The organism is Shewanella sp. OMA3-2, from assembly GCF_021513195.1.
In the GTDB taxonomy this organism is placed as follows: domain Bacteria; phylum Pseudomonadota; class Gammaproteobacteria; order Enterobacterales; family Shewanellaceae; genus Shewanella.
Genome location: NZ_CP090974.1, coordinates 306261 through 324357, shown reverse-complemented (window position 1 = coordinate 324357; position 18097 = coordinate 306261). Strand labels below are relative to the sequence as shown.

10 protein-coding genes, 3 tRNA genes and 4 rRNA genes are annotated in these 18097 nt (G+C 43.1%); 12 read left to right on the top strand and 5 right to left on the bottom strand.

What is annotated here, in order from left to right:
* Positions 1 to 55: 55 nt before the first annotated feature.
* On the top strand, positions 56 to 1363 hold the full coding sequence (locus L0B17_RS01510) for a hypothetical protein (protein ID WP_235087069.1): 1308 nt from the start codon (positions 56 to 58) through the stop codon (positions 1361 to 1363).
* Positions 1364 to 1423: 60 nt separating this feature from the next.
* Here the strand turns inward: L0B17_RS01510 and mnmH are convergent, their stop codons facing one another.
* Positions 1424 to 2524, bottom strand: a complete 1101-nt coding sequence (mnmH, locus tag L0B17_RS01505; protein ID WP_235087067.1) for a tRNA 2-selenouridine(34) synthase MnmH — start codon at positions 2522 to 2524, stop codon at positions 1424 to 1426.
* Entirely contained in the window at positions 2517 to 3578 is a 1062-nt protein-coding gene (gene selD / locus L0B17_RS01500) for a selenide, water dikinase SelD (RefSeq protein WP_235087066.1), read from the bottom strand. Before selD ends, mnmH begins: the two co-directional genes overlap by 8 nt.
* A 415-nt stretch (positions 3579 to 3993) precedes the next feature.
* Here selD and L0B17_RS01495 point away from each other — a divergent pair, with 415 nt between their 5' ends.
* Together L0B17_RS01495 and L0B17_RS01490 are read left to right on the top strand one after the other, a co-directional pair.
* Positions 3994 to 4290, top strand: coding sequence for a hypothetical protein (locus tag L0B17_RS01495; RefSeq protein ID WP_235087064.1), 297 nt, complete (start codon positions 3994 to 3996; stop codon positions 4288 to 4290).
* A 442-nt stretch (positions 4291 to 4732) separates the two neighbouring features.
* A complete protein-coding gene (locus L0B17_RS01490) occupies positions 4733 to 6589 on the top strand; it encodes an MFS transporter (protein ID WP_235087062.1) in 1857 nt (618 codons plus the stop codon).
* A 74-nt stretch (positions 6590 to 6663) separates the two neighbouring features.
* Here L0B17_RS01490 and L0B17_RS01485 read toward each other — a convergent pair whose 3' ends face one another.
* On the bottom strand, positions 6664 to 7773 hold the full coding sequence (locus L0B17_RS01485) for an acyl-CoA desaturase (protein ID WP_235087060.1): 1110 nt from the start codon (positions 7771 to 7773) through the stop codon (positions 6664 to 6666).
* 166 nt (positions 7774 to 7939) lie between these two features.
* Between L0B17_RS01485 and fabR the strand changes: the two genes are divergently transcribed.
* A complete protein-coding gene (gene fabR, locus L0B17_RS01480) occupies positions 7940 to 8557 on the top strand; it encodes an HTH-type transcriptional repressor FabR (protein WP_235087059.1) in 618 nt (205 codons plus the stop codon).
* A gap of 74 nt (positions 8558 to 8631) precedes the next feature.
* Here the strand turns inward: fabR and trmA are convergent, their stop codons facing one another.
* On the bottom strand, positions 8632 to 9729 hold the full coding sequence (trmA, locus tag L0B17_RS01475) for a tRNA (uridine(54)-C5)-methyltransferase TrmA (RefSeq protein WP_235087057.1): 1098 nt from the start codon (positions 9727 to 9729) through the stop codon (positions 8632 to 8634).
* An 85-nt stretch (positions 9730 to 9814) separates the two neighbouring features.
* On the opposite strand from trmA, the gene murI reads away from it, so the two are divergent.
* On the top strand, positions 9815 to 10588 hold the full coding sequence (gene murI / locus L0B17_RS01470; protein WP_235087055.1) for a glutamate racemase: 774 nt from the start codon (positions 9815 to 9817) through the stop codon (positions 10586 to 10588).
* 19 nt (positions 10589 to 10607) lie between these two features.
* On the opposite strand, the gene L0B17_RS01465 is transcribed toward murI, so the two are convergent.
* Positions 10608 to 11063, bottom strand: coding sequence for an RNA recognition motif domain-containing protein (locus L0B17_RS01465; RefSeq protein ID WP_235087054.1), 456 nt, complete (start codon positions 11061 to 11063; stop codon positions 10608 to 10610).
* A 704-nt stretch (positions 11064 to 11767) separates the two neighbouring features.
* Between L0B17_RS01465 and L0B17_RS01460 the strand changes: the two genes are divergently transcribed.
* The 7 genes from L0B17_RS01460 (at position 11768) to rrf (L0B17_RS01430) (ending at position 17493) form a co-directional block, all read left to right on the top strand.
* Positions 11768 to 13311 (top strand): 16S ribosomal RNA (locus L0B17_RS01460).
* An 88-nt stretch (positions 13312 to 13399) separates the two neighbouring features.
* A tRNA-Ile gene (locus tag L0B17_RS01455) sits at positions 13400 to 13476 on the top strand.
* Between the two features lie 142 nt (positions 13477 to 13618).
* Positions 13619 to 13694, top strand: a tRNA-Ala gene (locus L0B17_RS01450).
* A gap of 345 nt (positions 13695 to 14039) precedes the next feature.
* Positions 14040 to 16941: ribosomal RNA gene (locus tag L0B17_RS01445) — 23S ribosomal RNA — on the top strand.
* Between the two features lie 159 nt (positions 16942 to 17100).
* Positions 17101 to 17216 (top strand): 5S ribosomal RNA (rrf, locus tag L0B17_RS01440).
* Between the two features lie 51 nt (positions 17217 to 17267).
* Positions 17268 to 17343, top strand: a tRNA-Thr gene (locus L0B17_RS01435).
* Positions 17344 to 17377: 34 nt separating this feature from the next.
* Positions 17378 to 17493: ribosomal RNA gene (gene rrf / locus L0B17_RS01430) — 5S ribosomal RNA — on the top strand.
* Together the 16S, 23S and 5S rRNA genes with 3 tRNA genes alongside form the textbook arrangement of a ribosomal RNA operon.
* The last annotated feature ends 604 nt before the right edge of the window (positions 17494 to 18097 follow it).

The window sequence follows — 18097 nt, the reverse complement described above, 5'->3', positions numbered from 1 at the left end:
AATAATGCAGTCGCAATTTTATTGTGAATAATTACTCAGGGAGTTAGCAAATTAAATGACACAGTATGCAATATTAACGAGTGTGCTTTCGGTATCAGCGATTGTGATGCTTTCAGCCTGTGGTGGTAACAGTGATGGTGGTGATACAGGTGCATCGATAGGGAAGCGATTAACTGTTGATTTAATGTCAGAAGCAACCCAGTGTAACTTCACACAACCCTTAGCAGGTGCCGATATTATTGTTCATCGTCAAGATGGTAGTATCTTAAGTCAGTCAAAAAGTCCTTCCAACGGTAAAGTCGATATCCTATGGCCAGCGGATGCTAAGCACATTAGTATTGCGGTTGATATAGATGGCGAAATGCAGGTTAATACTCATACTGAAATGACCGGAGGGGATTTAGGCATTAACACTTTCTGGCAAAGTAGCTTAGATTCACAGTGTGAATGTGAGACATTCAATTTTGATCTTAGTGATGTAAATACAGTGTACTCAGGTTATACCGCATTGTTTGAAAGAAGCGAAAACACATCTAGATTATTATGTAAGAATGATGGCAAATTTGCGCCTGTTCACGTGACCTTAATGCCACAACAGCCAGGTGTTATTGCGTACTCTGCTATTTTAGATATCAATGGACATGATTCAAGCCAACCTTTTACTGTGTTAAGTAGCCAGTTTGACAGTGCTAAGAATGAAGGAACCCTTCTCAGCGTTATTGTTAACCCTTATGAACCAAACGTTACTCGATACACTACGTTTTCAGAAACTGAATCAGGTAGGGTTAATTGGCTTACTTGGACAAAGGGGCCGCAGGTTTTTCCGGCGCTTTTAGATAATAACTTTATCTCAGTGAGTGCAAGCGAGTCATTGGGAGGCAATGAGTTTGGTGATTTGCATTATCAATCAGGTATTCGTAAAAAAGTGATCAATGCGAATGTGCAACAAGATCTCAATTTACCGCAGGATCAGTATCAAATGTTAGCTGAAACTCAAGCTATTTTAGATGGGATGCTAAACGGTGGTGGTGCTAGCTATAACTTTACCAATATAGGGTCAGGCAATATTCTTTTGGCGGTTGATCTGTTTGAATATGGTGCGGCTCGTTGGTATATAGAAGCGCCATTAAGTGGCATGATGCCAGAACTGAGTTTACCAGCGAATATCGAGTCACGCTTTGAACAACTGACGCAGCCGAGAATGACGGTATCTATTTATGGTTATCAAAATCATGCGTCAAATCAGTATCAAGAGTTTCGTCAACAGCGGGCGGGGAAAATTCGTGAGAACTCGGCTGTTCGTTCAAGCTTTTTTGATAAGTATACTTATCAATTAATTGATATAAATCTTAATCTTAATTGATTTAGTCGTCTATTGTTCACAAATAAAAATGCCTGAATAATCAGGCATTTTTATTTGCTGTTATTCTTGCTCATCAAGCCATTGGTGTATTTCAGTGGCATTACCTTTAAAAATCACCTTGGCGAGTTTTTTATCAAGTTGATATTGGTACATGGGATCATAGTATTTGCTGAGTAATTGACTTATCCAAGCGAAATGACCATCAAGGTTATAGTGACTTTGCTGCTGCTTTAATGCTTGCTGAATAAGTCCTTGTAACTCGTCATGCTGTTTACCACCTAGGCGTTTACGGATTTTGTTAATGCTGTCGACCAAATATAATGAAAATGCGTTAAACCCCTCAACTTCTCCGAATAGCGTGCAATATTGCCGGTGCATATTAGTGACATATTCAGCATGAAGCCTATCGACTCGGGCATTAAAGGTTTCTTCAAGTAACACTATTGGTGCTTGCTGCATGAGTTTAAAGAATGACTGCGGAATAGCAGTGCGACCAATTAAGAAACTCTCATCCTCTAATAACAGCATGGACGAGGATTTTATCTGTTGATATTTTAGTAACGCGACACCGAGGTTATTTTCAAAGTTGATTTGGCTAGGTTGTGAGGTAATTTGTTTGCCAAAACTGGAACCGCGATGATTCGCTAATCCTTCTAAGTTGATAGTTTCTTTACGTTGACGAATAAACTCAGTTTTGCCACTACCTGTACTGCCGCTTAAGATCAGCAAATGGTGATTTAATTCAGCTTGGTCAATCGTTTTAATCAAAAAGCTGCGCAGCGCCTTATATCCTCCATATATATAGGGAACATCAATACCTGCGTGTTTAAGCCATTGCTGACTAAGTTGAGAGCGAAGACCGCCCCGAAAACAATATAAATAGCTATCATTATGCTGATTTAGCTGTTCGCACCAGGCATCAATACGGCTTTGCTTAACATTACCGCTGACTAATTGATGGCCTAAGGTAATGGCGGCTTGTTGGCCATCCTGCTTATAACAGGTACCCACTAGTTGACGCTCTCTGTCATTCATCAAGGGGAAATTAACCGACTTGGGAAAGGCGCCTTTATTGAATTCAATGGGTGCACGAACGTCAATCAGAGGTCGCTCTGCTAATAACAGACGGCCATACTCGCTAGCGGCAATGGTATTACTCATTGAGTAAAGCCACTAACTGTTCAGTGGTGTTCAAGCCATTGTGACTTAATGTTCCAATACAATTAAGTACAATTTGATGCTCAGCTAATACTGCTTGCAACTCTGCCTCAGCAGATTCATTTACCGCGACCAATAAGCCACCACTGGTTTGAGGATCGCATAATATGGCCTGCTGGTAATCGGTCAATTGAGGTAAATACAGTGCATAACTTTGATAGTTACGATTAGTCCCTCCCGGAATACAGCCTTGGGCAATATAGTTATCGACTTCAGGTAATCTAGGAATCGCAGCAAAGTTAAGCGTCGCCGTGAGATTAGCCCCTTGGCAAAGTTCGATTAAGTGACCTGCCAAACCAAACCCTGTCACATCTGTTAAGGCGTTGACGCCGTTAATTTTAGCTATGTCTTGGCCAACTTTATTCAGCTGACACATTGCATCAATTGCAATGTGATTATGCTCAGGTTTTAGTTTTTTCTGTTTCTGTGCTGTTGTTAGTACACCAATACCGATAGGCTTGGTCAGATACAGCTTGTCACCCGATTTAGCTGTGCTGTTTTGCTTTAAATTATTCAGCTGCACCTGGCCTGTCACGGCTAACCCAAAAATAGGTTCCGGCGCATCAATACTGTGGCCTCCCGCTAGCATTATCCCGGCATCTTTGCAGGCTTGTCGTCCACCATCAACCACTTGTTGAGCCACTTCAGCAGGCAATTTATTCACTGGCCAGCCTAAAATCGCTATCGCCATCATGGGGGTACCACCCATGGCGTAAATATCACTTATTGCATTGGTTGCGGCAATGCGGCCAAAGGTAAAAGGGTCATCCACTATGGGCATAAAGAAGTCGGTGGTGCTAATAATCCCAGTCTCATCATTCAGTTTATATACCGCAGCGTCATCACGGGTGTCATTGCCGACTAATATATTGGGGTCAGTGAATAGTGGTAATTGTGACGACAGTATAGTACTGAGTACTTGGGGTGATATTTTGCAACCACATCCAGCTCCATGGCTGTATTCTGTTAGGCGTATGTGGTGATAATTTGGCTTCATAATGAATAACTTAATCTTGTATAGATAATAATGTCAGCATGAGGTCATTGTGTAAGATAATTTGATGCTTGGAAAGTATTAAATGATGAGGATTGTTAGTGCAACTTTATTCAGCTTTGTGTGTATTTTTGATTTAAATCCAGCTTATGTTAGCAGCTTAGTTTTTTGGGGAAGGGGATTGAGTGATTAAAAGTAACATTACTACGTGTATCATATCGGCATTAATAAGTATTTTATGCGGTATAATAGAGAGCTTATTATGCAAGCCATTTTTATATTATTATAATTAAATCAACTGACCAGCATTGATATTGTGTTGCAATTATGTAACCTTAACGTTGTTAAACATGTTCGTTATTATAGAAATGACTTTATTCGTTCATGGAATGAATTTTATTGTACTAAGGGAATCAAGATGCAGAAGAAACGTCATAGTAAAATCAAAATTATCCTCTCAGTAGCCATGTGTACCTTTCTTATAGCTTGCTCTGCGACTAAAGAGCCATTAACTGATGAGCAGCAAGCATTAAAAGAGAAAAATGAAGCTGTGCTTGCAGAGTCTGGATATAAGTGTAAGAAAGTAAAACTAACTGGTACGCGCATACCGACAAAAGTTTGTGAGACTCAACAACAAAGAGAAACTCGTCAGCAAGATGCACAAAAAATGGTTGCAGATGTGGTGAATGGTGCGCCTCCACCACAAAGCGAATAATCTCTATTCAGTCGAAATAAAAATAGGTGCCTAAGGCACCTATTTTTATTTCGTTTAACTACGCGTAGGCAGCCGTCAGGTGTTTTCATTGTCTCTGCTTTGTACACATGGCGTTAACCTATAGTCAGTTTGCCTTAGCTCATTGCCGTAGTTTTAGATTGGTATTTGAATTAACAATGGCTGACAATTAATCTTTACCCAGCACACATCTGAACCTGATTAAGTCATTGTTTTCTGATGTTGAGTCTCAACTAAGTCAATACTTTCCACTTGCATGCGAGCAAGAGGTTAAAATGATGAGCCGCGTATTTGGGGCGGGATACATGTATTAACCTGTTTGTCATTGGATGGAAACTATTTGAGACACAATCCTGTTTACAAGACATGTTGACGAGTCATGTAAGCAGTTATATTGATGGAATGAGCATAAAAAGGAATTCAAATGCTATTAACTAAACGATTTTTTCCCTATTTTGCGACCTTATGCCTAGGGGCGCTTAATGACAACTTTTATAAAAACGTGTTGCTCTTGTTAGTGACGTACAGCCAATTAAATGCATTACCGATTGACGTTAACTTGTTTGTTAATTTAGCTGCTGGCGTATTCATTTTACCTTTTTTCTTGTTTTCTGCTCATGCAGGTATCGTGGCAGACAATATGAATAAGGCAAAATTGATTAGACGACTAAAGTTGTTAGAATTGATTATCATGTCGACAGCGGCTATCGCGATTATCAGTCAGAGTTATTTGGTGATGTTGCTGCTGCTATTTTTAACCGGTAGTCAGTCTGCATACTTTGGTCCAGTAAAATACTCACTATTACCTCAAGCCCTAAGCGAAGCTGAGTTAGTGAAAGGGAATGCTCTGGTTGAAATGGGCACTTTTTTGTCGATTCTTGTCGGTACCCTAAGCGCCGGTTTGGTGGTGTCTAATGAAAATGGTTTAACGTGGGCTGCAATCATTGTCTGTGTGTTGGCTATTTGTGGTTATCTTGCCAGCCGTGCGATTCCTTCATTGCCTGCCCAAGGTGATTTAAACCCTAGCCAGTTTTCGTTATTTTCTGGTACTTGGCGTTGTATTAATAAAGCGCGACAAACCAAGACTATTTGGATGGCCATTCTTGCCATTAGCTGGTTTTGGTTCTTAGGGGCCACCTATTTAACTCAATTTCCAAATTTTGCCAAATTACATTTACATGCCGATGCTACGGTAGTGTCATTGTTACTGGCGTTATTTTCTGTCGGTATTGCGGTTGGGTCGTATGTGTGTGAGCGTTTTTCATTTGGACATGTTGAGTTAGGCTTATTACCATTTGGGGTCTTGGGCTTAAGCGTATTTAGTTTTGACATGATAGCGGCTATTCCGCTAGAGGTTGTTGATCCAGGTTTTGTGTATAGTTTCGAGTCATTTATCGCTAACGCGCAGCATTATCGTGTGATGATCGATTTGTTTCTTGTCGGCCTAAGTGGTGGGATATTCATTGTGCCACTGTATGCGTTTATTCAAACTCGTGCAGAAAAACAAGAATGTGCTCAAGCTATTGCGGCAAATAACATCATTAATGCCTTCTTTATGGTGGGCTCTGCAGTATTATCGATAGTGTTGCTTGGGGTATTTCAGTGGAGTATCCCTGAATTATTTATGCTTGTCGGCGTGCTTAATTTGGTTGTGCTGTTATATGTTTACTCGCAAGTGCCAGAGTTTACCCAACGCTTTATCAGTTATTTGCTGAGCCATGTTATGTATCGGGTGAATGTACGTGGTAGAGAACATATTCCGACACAAGGGGCAGGAATTATTGTCAGTAATCATGTGAGTTACGTTGATGCGTTAGTCATTATGGGCGCATCGACTCGACCTATTCGGTTTGTAATGGATAAGTCGATTAGCGAAATTCCATTATTAAAGTATTTGTTTCGGCACGCTGGCGTTATCCCAATATGTTCACCGAAGAAGTGTGAGTCGACGTATCTAAATGCATTCGAACAGATACATCAAGCATTAGCGAACGATGAGTTAGTGTGTATTTTTCCGGAAGGGAAGTTAACCCCAGACGGTGAAATTGGTGAGTTTAGGCCTGGTATTGATAAAATTTTACAACGGGATCCTGTAACAGTAATACCGTTAGCGTTAACAGGATTGTGGGGATCTTACTTTAGCCATAAAGGAGGACATGCACTGACCACTTTGCCTAAACGTTTCTGGTCTAAAGTATCGGTGACTATTGCGCCTGCAGTTGACGGTGCTACGACAAATTGCAAAGCATTGCAGCAACAGGTGACACAGCAATTTAATTAACACACGATGTAGTGGAGTTGCTCAAAACAAAAAAGGTCACGTGCGTACGTGACCTTTTCTATATTTGTTTAAACTTATGACGTATAAGCAGCTGTGAGGCTTTTCCAGTGACGTTGTCTTTCGAGGAATTGACTACGTAGCTGTTGTACCTGCTGTTTGAGGTTATGGTCAACCAATTGCTTTCGTTTAGCTTCAATCAAAATCTTCTTTGCTTGGTAGTATTCAAGTAAGTGTTGTTTCATCAAGTCATATTCGGCTTGAAACTTCTCAATAATCTCATCGCAATTAGGTAAGTGAGCCACTTGGTTTTGCGCTTTTAAAAGCTGCATTTGTAAGCGTGCGCTTTCAATTTTCTCTTGTGGTACTTTGCGCAAGTCACTGGCTAAACCAACCCAACTCATTAACCTGATCAGCCATTTAGTTGGATCGTAATCCCACCACTTAATGCCGTTACGATAGTCATTTTCAAATATATGATGGAAGTTGTGATAACCCTCACCATAAGTCAATAAGGCTAAAAAGGCGTTGTCACGGGCTGAGTTTTTATCTGTGTAGGGCTGTTTACCCCAAATGTGAGCTAGTGAGTTAATGAAGAAGGTACAGTGATGTACTACCACTAAACGCAATAAGCCAGCCATTAATACCATTGATATTACGTCACCATTTAACCAACCTAGAAAGGCGGGTAAACCAATATTCATTAAAATAACTAAGGCTAAATAATGTTTGTGCTGCCAGACCAGGATTGGGTCATTTTGTAAATCACGGACATTATTGTAATCACTATAACGACTTGCTTGATATTCACGTAGCATCCAACCGATATGGCTGTACCAAAAGCCCATTTTCGCTGAATAGGGATCTTTGTCATTATTATCGACATGTTTATGATGTACACGATGATCACTACACCAATGTATCGCACTATTTTGTAATGCTAATGCGCCGCCTAATGCAAATAATACTCGCATAACTGGATGTGCTTTATAGGCCTTATGGGACCAAAGACGATGGTAACCAGCGGTGATCGACAAGCCACTGGCATAGGCTAAAACAATGAAGGCAAGCCATTCAACACCATCAAAACCGTGTGCTATACCGCGCCAAGGCACTAACACCACAGCACCAATAAAGGTAATAGCAAACAACAAAGTGTTAAGCCAAATAATAGGAGGTTTTTTCATCTAATCGTTTTCCTGCTAACTTTGAAATGTGAGTCTAAACTAATTGAGCGTACATATGTAAGCTAATTTATCCTGTGATCCGTTTTGGGTCAAGCTCAATAGGGCTGTGTTTATATGATAAAAGGGGTATTATCCGTTAATTAATCTTGACTGAGCGATTTGTGAAATGGGTGTAAGAGCACAACAAAAAGAGAAAACTCGTCGTGCATTAGTGGATGCAGCGTTTAATCAATTAAGTGCTGAACGCAGCTTTTCTAGTTTAAGCTTACGTGAAGTTGCTCGAGAAGCTGGTATTGCACCAACATCATTTTATCGTCATTTTAAAGATATGAATGAGCTTGGTCTGACTATGGTTGATGAAGGCGGCTTAACGCTCAGACAAATGATGCGCAAAGGACGTCAACGTGCCGAAGCGGGTGGAAGTGTTATTCGGATATCTGTTGATACCTTTATGGAAGTGATGGAGTCAAATCCCAATGTGTTCCGTATTTTATTACATGAACGTTCAGGTACATCAGCAGCTTTTCGTGCGGCAGTTGAGCGTGAGGTGGAACATTTTATTTCAGAGTTAGCCCATTACACCGAAGCGCATGCTAATAGGCACCCCACACTTGCCCGAGCACAAGCTGAGGCTTTAGTGACTTTAGTTTTTAATGCAGGGGCGAGTGCGTTAGATTTAAAACGAAGTGATCGTAAGCTATTAGCTGATCAATTGGTATTACATTTGCGAATGGTGGCTATGGGGGCTGAAGCGTTACAGCTGAAAATGGACAACCGTAATTGATCATTGCTTCGTATTTTGGAATAAAAAGAGCAGATAGTGAATCTGCCCTTTTTACTGAAAGCGATAATCCGGCGTTATTTACGTTCAAGCAATACGCCAGATTCCATATGGTCGGTGTATGGGAATTGATCAAATAACGCAAAACGAGTAATTTTATGGGTAGCGCCTAATACCGTTAAGTTATCTTTTAACGTAGTAGGGTTACACGAGATATATAAAATACGCTCATAGCCTTGAACTAACTTTAATGTTTCGTCATCAATACCGGCTCTTGGTGGGTCAACAAATATGGTATTGCAATCATAGCTATCTAAATCGATACCTTCTAAACGTCTAAAATTACGTTTCTTGGCCATCGCATCGCTAAAATCCTCTGCAGACATACGTATAATCTGCACATTATCGACTTTATTAATTTCAATATTGTATTGCGCAGCATCAACTGACGGTTTAGCCAGCTCAGTAGCCAGCACACGGTTAAAATTTTGTGCTAATGCAATAGTAAAATTACCATTGCCGCAATACAGCTCTAATAAATCACCTTGGCTTTGCTTGGTGGCATCAATAGCCCACTCGAGCATTTTTACTGATACTTTCGCATTAGGTTGAGTGAAACTATTTTCAATCTGTTTGTACAGTAATGTTTGACCGTTAATCGTCAGTTCTTCAGTCACGAAGTCTTTATCTAGATCTATTTTCTGTTTTCTGGCTCGACCAATCAAATTAATATTAAATTGTGCAGCTAGTTTGGCCTTCAGCGCCTTGGCATCTTCAAGCCATTGATCATCTAATTGACGGTGATATAGCAAAGACACTAAAATCTCACCGCTTAGAGTAGACAAAAAGTCGACCTGAAATAAACGATACCGCAAAGAAGGACTTGGTTTTAGTTCTTCAATTAAGGCCGCCATCACTTGATTAATCAACCTACCAGCAGGTAAATATTGATCGCAGCGCACTTTAGCATTCAGCGCTTTGTCGAACATGTAGTAATATAAGTCTTCGCCTTCGTGCCACATTCTAAATTCGGCACGCATCCGATAATGTGCAGGTTCAGAAGCGAATACTTCTAATGCAGGTGGGGTAAAATCAGCGAAGGCTTGCTCAAGCTTGATACGCTTCTGTTCCAGTTGCGTAGCATAGTTATTTGGGTCCATGGCTGCTAAATTCATTTTCTCCACCAAAGGCAATAAAAAAGGGCGCAAATTTTATAACAAATAGCGTCGATATCCAATGTATATAAAACAGGAGACCACGTTGTCAGAGCCAATTTTAGTATTCGACTCCGGAATAGGTGGTTTATCAGTACTATCTGAAATCCGTAAGCTATTGCCAAATAGAGATTATCACTACTTATTTGATAATGCTCGTTTGCCTTATGGCAACTTAACTGAAGCTGACTTAATTGAAGGCTGTGTTAAGTTAATTCTGCAACAGGTAAAGCAAATTAATGCCACTATTGTGGTTGTTGCGTGCAATACCGCTAGTACGCTTGTATTACCTAGGTTAAGAGCGAGCTTATCTATCCCTGTTGTTGGTGTTGTACCAGCGATTAAACCTGCCGCTGCATTATCTACTAAGAAGCATATTGGGCTACTCGCTACACCAGGCACAGTAAAGCGTGACTATACCCAAGAGTTGATCAATGAATTTGCTGACGACTGCAAAGTAGAGTTATTTGGTTCATCGGAATTGGTAATGATGGCAGAGAAATATGTAGCAGGCGAAATGATTGATCGAATAAAGCTGGAGTCAATTTTACAACCGATTAAAGATGCTGATATTGATGTGTTGGTATTAGGCTGTACACACTTCCCTATTATTGCAGCTGAAATTAACCAGATACTGGGTAATCACGTCAAATTATTAGATTCTGGATTGGCAATAGCAAATAGAGTAAAAACATTGGTGGCGACAAGTAATAAGCAGGGAAGTGAATTAACGGTCAGTTATACAAAACAAATTTCAACAGGACTCCATAAAGCATTAGTCGGTTATGGGTTCACCAGTGTGAAGCAAATAACCGACTAAACTATCTAACTAAGTTAGATTAAGCATCAGAAGAATCGGAAGAATCAGATTCTTGAGACTTAGCTTCCCTTACCTTTAAAGTACGTTCCTGGAAAGTATAGTCGTTCAACTTACCCATAGCTTTTTGAGCCCCCGCTTCCGACATTTCAACAAAGCCAAAGCCCTTACGACGACCTGTTTTGCGATCACGCACTAAGCGGACTGAATTAACCGGCCCATACTCACCAAATAACTCTTTAACTTCACCTTCATGAACACGGTAAGGTAAGTTACCAACATATAACGTCATTGTTGGACCTACATAAGGTTCATCAGATGCGCGAGCTTGGTTAGATGGAACAAAGGTAAAGATAAGTGTTGCTGTTACTATCCCTGCAATAAATGCTACAGAGGAAGCTACACTGCCTTGAACTTGAAAAAAAACAAAAGCACCAACAAGTGCTGCAATAAGAACAATCACGAATGATTTCTGCATAAAATAATCTCTAATAATAATGAAATGAAAAATAACTGTTAAAAAACCGCTATATATTAATGAATAATCCGAAGATTAACCAGTCCATTGTAGAAAAAATGAGCTTAAAATTAACTTAAAGATCATAAATACAGCTTTCGCGTTAAAAGTTGTCTGTTTTGTGAGCGTAAAAGTGAAAATAACAACGATCTGAGTAAAAGATCATCGGTCAGTAAAAAAGATCGCGATCCCCCCTTGCGTCGCTTCAGAATCTCCCTATAATGCGCAACCACTGACACGGCACAGCGCGAAAGCAAAGTGGCATCCAAGGTTAATCACTGAGGAAGTTCAGGTTGATTTGAAAGGATAAAAACTTCGGTTTCATCATCAAATCAACAGCGAAAAGAAAGTTTGAAAAAACACTTGACGCTGACAACAGGGTCTGTAGAATACGCAGCCCAAGCCAACGACCTAGCGTCTAACGGCGATGTTTGAAAAATTAACATCAACGCTCTTTAACAATTTATCAAGTAATCTGTGTGGACATTCACAGGTATTGAGTTATTCGAAATTGTCTTCTGTTCTTCGGAATGTTGGCAATCAAAAAATTTAAACTCAATGCAACGATGAATGTTCATAGCAATATGTACAAAAAGACTTTGTTAACTTCGGTTGATAAAGCAATCAGAATTCATTGAGCCGAATCGCAAGATTCAAAAAAACTTTAATTGAAGAGTTTGATCATGGCTCAGATTGAACGCTGGCGGCAGGCCTAACACATGCAAGTCGAGCGGCAGCGGGAAGATAGCTTGCTATCTTTGCCGGCGAGCGGCGGACGGGTGAGTAATGCCTAGGGATCTGCCCAGTCGAGGGGGATAACAGTTGGAAACGACTGCTAATACCGCATACGCCCTACGGGGGAAAGGAGGGGACCTTCGGGCCTTTCGCGATTGGATGAACCTAGGTGGGATTAGCTAGTTGGTGAGGTAATGGCTCACCAAGGCGACGATCCCTAGCTGTTCTGAGAGGATGATCAGCCACACTGGGACTGAGACACGGCCCAGACTCCTACGGGAGGCAGCAGTGGGGAATATTGCACAATGGGCGAAAGCCTGATGCAGCCATGCCGCGTGTGTGAAGAAGGCCTTCGGGTTGTAAAGCACTTTCAGTAGGGAGGAAAGGTAGACGTTTAATAAACGGTTACTGTGACGTTACCTACAGAAGAAGGACCGGCTAACTCCGTGCCAGCAGCCGCGGTAATACGGAGGGTCCGAGCGTTAATCGGAATTACTGGGCGTAAAGCGTGCGCAGGCGGTTTTTTAAGCCAGATGTGAAAGCCCTGGGCTCAACCTAGGAATAGCATTTGGAACTGGGGAACTAGAGTCTTGTAGAGGGAGGTAGAATTTCAGGTGTAGCGGTGAAATGCGTAGATATCTGAAGGAATACCGGTGGCGAAGGCGGCCTCCTGGACAAAGACTGACGCTCATGCACGAAAGCGTGGGGAGCAAACAGGATTAGATACCCTGGTAGTCCACGCCGTAAACGATGTCTACTCGGAGTTTGGTGACTTAGTCACTGGGCTCCCAAGCTAACGCATTAAGTAGACCGCCTGGGGAGTACGGCCGCAAGGTTAAAACTCAAATGAATTGACGGGGGCCCGCACAAGCGGTGGAGCATGTGGTTTAATTCGATGCAACGCGAAGAACCTTACCTACTCTTGACATCCACAGAAGATTGCAGAGATGCGATTGTGCCTTCGGGAACTGTGAGACAGGTGCTGCATGGCTGTCGTCAGCTCGTGTTGTGAAATGTTGGGTTAAGTCCCGCAACGAGCGCAACCCCTATCCTTATTTGCCAGCGAGTTATGTCGGGAACTTTAGGGAGACTGCCGGTGATAAACCGGAGGAAGGTGGGGACGACGTCAAGTCATCATGGCCCTTACGAGTAGGGCTACACACGTGCTACAATGGCGTATACAGAGGGTTGCAAAGCCGCGAGGTGGAGCTAATCTCACAAAGTACGTCGTAGTCCGGATTGGAGTCTGCAACTCGACTCCATGAAGTCGGAATCGCTAGTAATCGTGAATCAGAATGTCACGGTGAATACGTTCCTGGCCTTGTACACACCGCCCGTCACACCATGGGAGTGGGCTGCAAAAGAAGTGGGTAGTTTAACCTTCGGGAGAACGCTCACCACTTTGTGGTTCATGACTGGGGTGAAGTCGTAACAAGGTAGCCCTAGGGGAACCTGGGGCTGGATCACCTCCTTACCTATACGACTAACTCAATACCTAAAGTGCAGCAATGCATGTGAGTGTTCACACAGATTACTTGATAGAAAGAAAGAGAAATTATGTTGGGTCTGTAGCTCAGCTGGTTAGAGCGCACCCCTGATAAGGGTGAGGTCGGTGGTTCAAGTCCACTCTGACCCACCAATTTTTCCTACTCTGCGTTGGAAGATAACTCGTTTAGTGAACTAAACGTCGTCATCATCCGCCTTGATTAGAAATGATTGGCAAGCCAAATAAATTGGCTGACCTTCTTAGAAGGTGAACATAAATTCTCGCTGTATGTAAAGGGGTTATAGCTCAGCTGGGAGAGCGCCTGCCTTGCACGCAGGAGGTCTGCGGTTCGATCCCGCATAGCTCCACCATTCATCTTAGATGAAATACATACACATTGGTCAGAGATGCCAAAGATAAGTGAAAAATTTATCTTTGGCTTTTTTAAGCCCGCTCTTTAACAATTTGGAAAGCTGATAGTACTAACTAAAGGCGCATAGATGATGATTCGTTGTTGTTTGTGTGATTATGTTAGTGCGAAAAACGTTAATACGAAAGTATTAACACTTGAGTTCTCAAAACACTGTTTAAGTGTCTTGAATATTCTAAAAACTAAGGCGAGTCACACTTCCTGGTCGGGAGTGAGACAAGTAAAAACCAGCTAGTTGCGATACAGTCTAATTAGTTCACGCAAGTGAAACTCATTTGGGTTGTATGGTTAAGTGACTAAGCGTATACGGTGGATGCCTTGGCAGTCAGAGGCGATGAAGGACGTAATAACTTGCGAAAAGCGTTGGCGAGCTAGTAATAAGCATTTGAGCTAACGATATCCGAATGGGGAAACCCGCCACATAAGTGGTCATCATGCAGTGAATACATAGTTGCATGAGGCGAACCTGGGGAACTGAAACATCTAAGTACCCAGAGGAAAAGAAATCAACCGAGATTCCCCTAGTAGCGGCGAGCGAACGGGGATTAGCCCTTAAGTCTATGGGGTGTTAGTGGAATGTGTTGGAAAGCACAGCGGCACAGGGTGATAGCCCCGTACATGAAAACTAACCATAGATGAAAACGAGTAAGGCGGGACACGTGACATCCTGTTTGAATATGGGGGGACCATCCTCCAAGGCTAAATACTCCTGACTGACCGATAGTGAACCAGTACCGTGAGGGAAAGGCGAAAAGAACCCCTGTGAGGGGAGTGAAATAGAACCTGAAACCGTATACGTACAAGCAGTGGGAGCGGTTCTTGAGACCGTGACTGCGTACCTTTTGTATAATGGGTCAGCGACTTACGTTTTGTAGCGAGGTTAAGCGAATAGCGGAGCCGTAGGGAAACCGAGTGTTAACTGCGCGTTTAGTTGCAAGGCGTAGACCCGAAACCGAGTGATCTAGCCATGGGCAGGTTGAAGGTTGAGTAACATCAACTGGAGGACCGAACCGACTTATGTTGAAAAATGAGCGGATGACTTGTGGCTGGGGGTGAAAGGCCAATCAAACTCGGAGATATCTGGTTCTCCTCGAAAGCTATTTAGGTAGCGCCTCGAGCGAATACCATTGGGGGTAGAGCACTGTTAAGGCTAGGGGGTCATCCCGACTTACCAACCCTTTGCAAACTCCGAATACCAATGAGTACTACTCGGGAGACAGACAGCGGGTGCTAACGTCCGTTGTCAAAAGGGAAACAACCCAGACCGTCAGCTAAGGTCCCAAAGTGTATGTTAAGTGGGAAACGATGTGGGAAGGCTTAGACAGCTAGGATGTTGGCTTAGAAGCAGCCATCATTTAAAGAAAGCGTAATAGCTCACTAGTCGAGTCGGCCTGCGCGGAAGATTTAACGGGGCTAAACATACCACCGAAGCTACGGGTTTGCAGTTTACTGCAAGCGGTAGAGGAGCGTTCTGTAAGCGGTTGAAGGTGAAGGGGTAACCCACACTGGACGTATCAGAAGTGCGAATGCTGACATGAGTAACGATAAAGGGAGTGAAAAACTCCCTCGCCGAAAGACCAAGGGTTCCTGTCCAACGTTAATCGGGGCAGGGTGAGTCGACCCCTAAGGTGAGGCCGAAAGGCGTAATCGATGGAAAACAGATTAATATTTCTGTACCTCTGCTAACTGCGATGGAGAGACGGAGAAGGCTAGGCTAGCGCGGCGTTGGTAGTCCGCGTTTAAGGTAGTAGGCGGTGTTCTTAGGCAAATCCGGGAACACGTACTTAAATGTACACGTTGAGAGCTGATGACGAGTCACTAAGGTGATGAAGTAGTTGATGCCATGCTTCCAGGAAAATCTTCTAAGCTTCAGGTTAGTAGGGATCGTACCCCAAACCGACACAGGTGGTCGGGTAGAGAATACCAAGGCGCTTGAGAGAACTCGGCTGAAGGAACTAGGCAAAATGGTACCGTAACTTCGGGAGAAGGTACGCTGCTGTTGGTGATGGGACTTGCTCCCTAAGCTGACGGCAGTCGCAGATACCAGGTGGCTGCAACTGTTTATCAAAAACACAGCACTGTGCAAAATCGCAAGATGACGTATACGGTGTGACGCCTGCCCGGTGCTTGAAGGTTAATTGATTGGGTTATCGCAAGAGAAGCTCATGATCGAAGCCCAAGTAAACGGCGGCCGTAACTATAACGGTCCTAAGGTAGCGAAATTCCTTGTCGGGTAAGTTCCGACCTGCACGAATGGCGTAATGATGGCCACGCTGTCTCCAGCCGAGACTCAGTGAAGTTGAAATTGCGGTGAAGATGCCGTATACCCGCGGCTAGACGGAAAGACCCCGTGAACCTTTACTATAGCTTGGCACTGAACATTGAACCTACATGTGTAGGATAGGTGGGAGACTTTGAAGCTTCGTCGCTAGATGGAGTGGAGTCAATCTTGAAATACCACCCTTGTAGTTTTGATGTTCTAACTCTGGCCCCTTATCGGGGTTGAGGACAGTGCCTGGTGGGTAGTTTGACTGGGGCGGTCTCCTCCCAAAGAGTAACGGAGGAGCACGAAGGTTGGCTAAGTACGGTCGGACATCGTACGGTTAGTGCAATGGCATAAGCCAGCTTAACTGCGAGACATACACGTCGAGCAGGTACGAAAGTAGGTCATAGTGATCCGGTGGTTCTGAATGGAAGGGCCATCGCTCAACGGATAAAAGGTACTCCGGGGATAACAGGCTGATACCGCCCAAGAGTTCATATCGACGGCGGTGTTTGGCACCTCGATGTCGGCTCATCACATCCTGGGGCTGAAGTCGGTCCCAAGGGTATGGCTGTTCGCCATTTAAAGTGGTACGCGAGCTGGGTTCAGAACGTCGTGAGACAGTTCGGTCCCTATCTGCCGTGGGCGTTGGATGATTGAGGGGAGCTGCTCCTAGTACGAGAGGACCGGAGTGGACGAACCGCTGGTGTTTGGGTTGTCATGCCAATGGCATTGCCCAGTAGCTACGTTCGGAATCGATAACCGCTGAAAGCATCTAAGCGGGAAGCGAGCCCCAAGATGAGTCATCCCTAGAGCTTTAAGCTCTCTAAAGGGCCGTAGGAGACTACTACGTTGATAGGCAAGGTGTGTAAGCGTTGTGAGGCGTTGAGCTAACTTGTACTAATGACCCGTGAGGCTTAACCATACAACCCAGATGGGTTTTACTGATACGACTTAGTATTAGAATGTGACACTTAAGCAGTGCGAAAACTCAAATAAGCGAAGCTCTGATAAGGGCGTAAGCAAATCAGCTTTCCGAATTATTATTTAATGCACAATGAGTGTGTTAGATAAACCAAATTTGTCTGGAAACCATAGAGCTGTGGCACCACCTGATCCCATTCCGAACTCAGAAGTGAAACACAGTATCGCCGATGGTAGTGTGGGGTCTCCCCATGTGAGAGTAGGTCATTTCCAGGCGCCAAATTAAATTATTAGTAACAAACTAGTAGTTAAGTAAAAGCAAGTTTTGCTGATATGGCTCAGCCGGTAGAGCGCATCCTTGGTAAGGATGAGGTCCCCAGTTCGATTCTGGGTATCAGCACCACGAATATTCTAGTGTATTGTCCTAGTAGAATTTGTCTGGAAACCATAGAGCTGTGGTACCACCTGATCCCATTCCGAACTCAGAAGTGAAACACAGTATCGCCGATGGTAGTGTGGGGTCTCCCCATGTGAGAGTAGGTCATTTCCAGGCGCCAAATTAACTCGAAAGAGTAGTGATAAGCCCGTTGCTAACGCAACGGGCTTTTTTACGTCTGCGATTTGAGGATAACATTTGAGCATAAAAGTAGTGTGGCCGACATGCCCATGTGAGAGTAGGTCATTTCCAGGCGCTAAATTTCTCTGAAAAGAGAGTGATAAACCCGTTACTAATGTAATGGGCTTTTTTACATCCGCGATTTGAGGATAACATTTGAGCATAAAAGTAGTGTGGCCGATATGCCCATGTGAGGGTAGGTCATTTCCAGGCGCCAAATTTCTTTGAAAAGAGAGTGATAAACCCGTTGCTAATGTAACGGGCTTTTTTACGTCTGCGATTTGAGGATAACATTTGAGCATAAAAGTAGTGTGGCCGACATGCCCATGTGAGAGTAGGTCATTTCCAGGCGCCAAATTTCTTTGAAAAGAGAGTGATAAACCCGTTGCTAATGTAACGGGCTTTTTTACGTCTGCGATTTGAGGATAACATTTGAGCATAAAAGTAGTATGACCTTTCTGCGTTTTTGCTAGAAATATTGTTAGAATATATGACATAGAGAGTATGGCCATATGCCCATGGATGAATCATACTAGTCCCA